Raw genomic sequence first — 4,498 nt, forward strand, 5'->3', positions numbered from 1 at the left:
CCCGCCGTCGTTTTTTCAGGGGCGGGGAGCGGGAGCGTCGGCGGCGTCGCGGTCCCGCCACGCCTGGGCGTGCCGGGAGCACAGGGCCAAGGCCAGGGCCTTATCCCCCGCGAAAGTCCGCCGGGCCCGCGGCTGCATACGCGGCCCGAACTCCCCTCGGGTTTCGTGCTGGAGCACCGCGCACTCAGGGCAGTGCGCGGCTGGGCTGGGGTTGGCGATCTTCTGCCACTTCGGGCGGCGCGCGGCGGTGGCCCGCCACGGATCGGCGCTGAAATGCACCGACAGCGGGGCAGACGTTTCCGGGGTCACGTCCACCAGTGCGTTGGCCTGGGGTGCGGTATCGGTCATGACCGCCTCACCACGTCTCCGGGCGCGACGAATCGGCCCGCATGCGGCCCGATTCCCGCAGCACCGCCCGGGCGGTGGCCCGGGCCGAGCACGCCTCGGTGAGGCATTCGAGGTGCTGCTGCATGGCCCGGTGGGCCTGATCAGGGGTGAACGTGCCGCGGTAGCCGCAGCGCCAGGCCGAGGGCGTCCACGTCCCGTCATGCACGGGCCCGGCCGAGGCGAGCACCAGCGGCACCCGGGCCTCGGTCGGGACCGCAACCAAGTCGAGAATGTCGTCCACCAGCGATTCGAGATTCCGGAAACGGCGGCGGTCGGCCTCGGCCTGACGGGCCCGCACCGCGGCGGCCCGACGGCGCAACAGCACGCCCGGCCGCGTCATGACGCCACCGCCGCTTTGGCGGGGGTGGCGCGCCAGGTGCTCAGCGCGCCGAGGCTGGCCCCCGAGGCGGTGGCCCGCACCGCCCGCTGAGACAGCAGCGGCCGGAACGTGGCCGGGGCGATCCCGTAGACCTGGCTCAGCGTCTTGCGGATGGCCCGGATCTCGGCCACCGCCTCGGCGCGGGTGTGAAAGGTCGTGGGCTCGGTGCCGCGCGGCTCGACGGCCCGATCGGCGTCTGACCGCCACCACCTTCCGTTGGGCAGGCGGATGGCCCACTCGGCGACCAAATGGACGGCGGGCCCGTCGCCATCGGCGGGCAGAGGCCACACCGCCCGCCCGGCACTGGTCCGGGCGGGCGGTGAGGAAAGGGCGAGGGCAATGGGTGTTTTCATTGCGAAAACCTTCCGTGTGCGATTGTGTGCGAAGTGCGCACTAAAGCCATTATGTGCGATGTGCGGTGATCGCACAAGCTCGCACACGGAAGTGTCCGGGGCCCGCTGGAAGTCCCGGACCTCGGACATGACAACGGCCCCGCACCCTCGGTGATGAGAGGGTGCGGGGCCGTTTCCTGCCGCGTCCGCGCGGCTGGTCTCTACTCGGGCGACCCGCCGGCGGGCTCACGCCACTCGGGGCCCTCGGTGATCCAACGGCCCTCGGCAATCGCGTACCGGCCGAATTCGAGCACCTCACCCTCGGCGGTCGGCCAGATGTTCTCGCCCTGGATGATCGGATCCCCGGGAGCGACCCCGAGCACCTCGGCAACATACGAATCGGCGCGCTGGGCCGATTCGCGCAAGCGGGCCTGGTCGGGATCGATCTCCAGGCCCAGGCGCTCCTTGATCGCGCCCGCGGTGCCACCGCCGCCCGGAATCGGATCGGTGGACAGCAATTCCGGCACCGACTCGGCCAGATAGCCGGGCATCCACGACACCGATGTCTGCGTCGGTGCCCCGTCCGTGCGGTGCACGCGCTCGCGCCGGATCACGGTTGCACCGGTCTCGATGCCGAGGGCCTCGGCCACGTCGGCGGGGGCGGGCACCAGGGCCGCGCCGAGCACCTCCACAGCGCCGCTCGGGTAGCGCCGTTCGGGATTGCGCCGCAGCAGCGCCAGCCGGTCGCGCGGGGAAAACGTGCCGTTCTCCGACCACGATACCGTGACGCCCTGGTTGCTGGTCGTCACCAGGCCCTCGGCCGCGAGCGCTTGCATGGCCCGGCCGACGGTGTTGAACGACATGCCGTGCGTGGCGGCGATCTCCCGCACGGGGGGCAGTCGGCTCCCCGATTCGATCTCTCCGGACTTGATCGCGGCCCGGTAGTGGGTCACCAGCTGTAGCCACAGCGGATCGGGGCGCGTGAATTCAGCCATCGTCGGGGCCTTTTCTGTGCTTCTCGGATTAGGTACGCGCTCAGGGTAGCACCGTGTGCGACCCCGTGTTGCCCTGGTCGCACACATGGGTTGCGTGTGCGAGGCACGTCACGCATAATCAACATGTGCGAAGATCGCACACGATTCGCACACGAACGGAGGGGCAGACCATGAGCCCAGTGAACCTGGCCCTCACCGCAACCGGACTGCACGCCACGCGCCAAAACAACCCGGTCTCCGCGGTCGCGGGCCCGGTCCTGCTGATCGTCCTCGGCCTGGGCTGGCTGATTCCCGTCACCGTGTACTGCGCCTACGGCCGCGCGGGCCTGGCCGCCCTCGGCACCGCCTCCGCCGTCCTGGCCGCTCTGATCTTGTGCGCACACCGCGACTCGCAGGCCCGCACCGCCGCCTGCCGCCGCGCTGCCTTCATCGCTTCATTCGCTCCCGCCTTCCGGTCCCTGGGCCACGTCCTGGCCGACGAAAACGCCCGCAACCAGGCATTCCGCGCCGCCGGACTGTGGGCCCCCCAGTGGACCGAAATCCGCGCCACCCGCCGCGGGGCCGTTCTCACCATCGCCGGAGTGCACCCCGGCCAGGTGGCAGACCGCCGCGCCGAGCTGACCGCCGCCCTCGGCATCCCCGCCGACGCCGCCCACGTCCAGGTGCGCCCCGTCGCCGGATGGACACAGGTCTGCGCCCTGCACATCACCGCCCGCTGAAAGCTCCCGGGGCCGCAGGGCGCGGCCCCGGGCCCCAAGGAAAGGAAACCCACCATGACCACCGCCGACCCTCACGGCGTACACCAGCAGGCCCGCCATCTGCGCGCCCAACTGGCCGCCCTCCACGATGCCCACCCCGGTGGCGAGTGCACCCACGACCCCGAATACGACTGCACCCCTGCGGTATTCGCCGCCCAGGTCCGCGCGGCCGAGGTCGCCCTCACCACCTACCTGCGCGCCCACCGCACCGTGCTGGCGCAGATGGACTGCTGGCGTGGCGATTACGTCGAACTCGACGCCACCGACCCCGCCCCGTTCCTGCGCGAGGCCCTGGCCGGCCTGCCCACCCCCGACAAGCTGACCACCGCCGCGGCGATCCTGGCCAGCGCCGCGGGCTACCTCGGGACCGTCCTGCCCAGCCGCCCGCACGGCACCCTCACCGACCCCGCCGACGCCCACGTCATCGCCGCCCACATCGCCACCGCCGAATACAGCATCGCGAATGTCATTGCGCGCCTTGGTGATTGGTCCAAGGCACTCGGTAAGCGGTCCTACGACAGCAAGCACTACGCCACCGCCGACCCCGACGGCACGCCCGACCAGATCCTCTCGCAGATGGGGTGGGTGGCCACACGGGCCGAATCGGCATCGACCAGGGCCTACAGCGCCGCCACGGACACCGAGGCCATCAGCCGTCAGCTGTCCTGGCTCCGCCTCGGCTAGCGAGCAATGGCGATCCCGGTCGGCCCAATCCCGACCGGGACCGCCGCCGAGCGTACCGGGGCCCCCGCACACCTTCACAGCCGAGATGACAGGTCGAATCAGTCAGCATGTCAAGATTTCAACCTGTCGAATACGGCGACATTTCGAGACAGGAGACAAACGAAACACACTGCAACACAACAGGTTTCGTGAGAGCCGAAGGACCAACCAGGCACCCCGGGCCTACTTGGAATAAAGATTCTGAGTATCAACCCGGACTGACCGCACGGTATACTCAGAGACGAAGCTATCTACTAGCATCCGACTACCGAAATGGAATAGAAATGGAACAGAAGAAAAATCCTCGGCCGGACATTCATAAAACAAATGTCATGCTGAGCCGTAAGACAGTTCGTAATATCAGTCGGCATATGCTCGGTTGGGAAGAACAGTACGAATTCCCAATTGACCTCAAGGTGTCACATTGCATGAATGCAGCATTGGATATGATTGCTTTTGCGGATAGTCCGGATGAAATCCGCGCAGAAGCTAAAAAAGAAGGTAAGACAGATGAAGAGATTGAAATGCTTCTGATGTCTTACGAATGGTTCGTTAAGAAATTCCTCGAAAAAGTAGAGGAAGTTCTGGATAACAGAATGGCAGTTGATAAACGACGGATCGATGGACAGTAGAACAACATATTGTATCGATCCAAAATTGGTGGAAATGCAATGAAATGCATTTCCACCAATTTTCTATTTAACAAAATTTATGACTGATAAATTCTAGAATAATTTACGAATTTGATTAAAAAAATATTCTGCGCATTTTTATCAATTTATATAATTATTTATTTCCATAAAAAATTAATGCATTAATTATGCCCCAAGTTCTCACGAGAACTTGGGGTCACGCACATGATCGAGGAGTACGCCCGCCACAACGGCCACGCCGACTTGCTCCGAGAACAACTCGACGGTCGCA

The 4,498-nt window shown here is 65.7% G+C and carries 8 protein-coding genes; 4 read left to right on the forward strand and 4 right to left on the reverse strand.

Annotation, left to right across the window (positions count from 1 at the left end; all coding sequences use genetic code 11):
- Positions 1 to 15: 15 nt before the first annotated feature.
- The 4 genes from ACWEKS_RS44480 to ACWEKS_RS44495 all read right to left on the reverse strand — a co-directional run bounded on the left by ACWEKS_RS44480 (position 16) and on the right by ACWEKS_RS44495 (position 2,093).
- Positions 16 to 348 (reverse strand): hypothetical protein, encoded by a 333-nt coding sequence (locus ACWEKS_RS44480; protein ID WP_452345725.1) that lies wholly within the window; start codon positions 346 to 348, stop codon positions 16 to 18.
- A gap of 7 nt (positions 349 to 355) precedes the next feature.
- Positions 356 to 727, reverse strand: coding sequence for a hypothetical protein (locus ACWEKS_RS44485; RefSeq protein WP_452345726.1), 372 nt, complete (start codon positions 725 to 727; stop codon positions 356 to 358).
- Complete coding sequence (locus ACWEKS_RS44490; RefSeq protein WP_452345727.1) at positions 724 to 1,119, reverse strand: hypothetical protein; 396 nt, start codon at positions 1,117 to 1,119, stop codon at positions 724 to 726. Before ACWEKS_RS44490 ends, ACWEKS_RS44485 begins: the two co-directional genes overlap by 4 nt.
- 200 nt (positions 1,120 to 1,319) lie before the next feature.
- Positions 1,320 to 2,093, reverse strand: coding sequence for a GntR family transcriptional regulator (locus ACWEKS_RS44495; protein WP_452345728.1), 774 nt, complete (start codon positions 2,091 to 2,093; stop codon positions 1,320 to 1,322).
- Between the two features lie 170 nt (positions 2,094 to 2,263).
- On the opposite strand from ACWEKS_RS44495, the gene ACWEKS_RS44500 reads away from it, so the two are divergent.
- The 4 genes from ACWEKS_RS44500 to ACWEKS_RS44515 all read left to right on the forward strand — a co-directional run.
- A complete protein-coding gene (locus ACWEKS_RS44500) occupies positions 2,264 to 2,812 on the forward strand; it encodes a hypothetical protein (protein WP_452345729.1) in 549 nt (182 codons plus the stop codon).
- A gap of 54 nt (positions 2,813 to 2,866) precedes the next feature.
- Positions 2,867 to 3,535 (forward strand): hypothetical protein, encoded by a 669-nt coding sequence (locus ACWEKS_RS44505; RefSeq protein ID WP_452345730.1) that lies wholly within the window; start codon positions 2,867 to 2,869, stop codon positions 3,533 to 3,535.
- 323 nt (positions 3,536 to 3,858) lie between these two features.
- Entirely contained in the window at positions 3,859 to 4,206 is a 348-nt protein-coding gene (locus ACWEKS_RS44510; protein ID WP_379474974.1) for a hypothetical protein, read from the forward strand.
- 225 nt (positions 4,207 to 4,431) lie between these two features.
- The coding region (locus tag ACWEKS_RS44515; RefSeq protein WP_452345731.1) for a mycothiol transferase at positions 4,432 to 4,498 on the forward strand (67 nt) is incomplete at its 3' end.

It is taken from the genome of Nocardia sp. NPDC004711, from assembly GCF_053601595.1.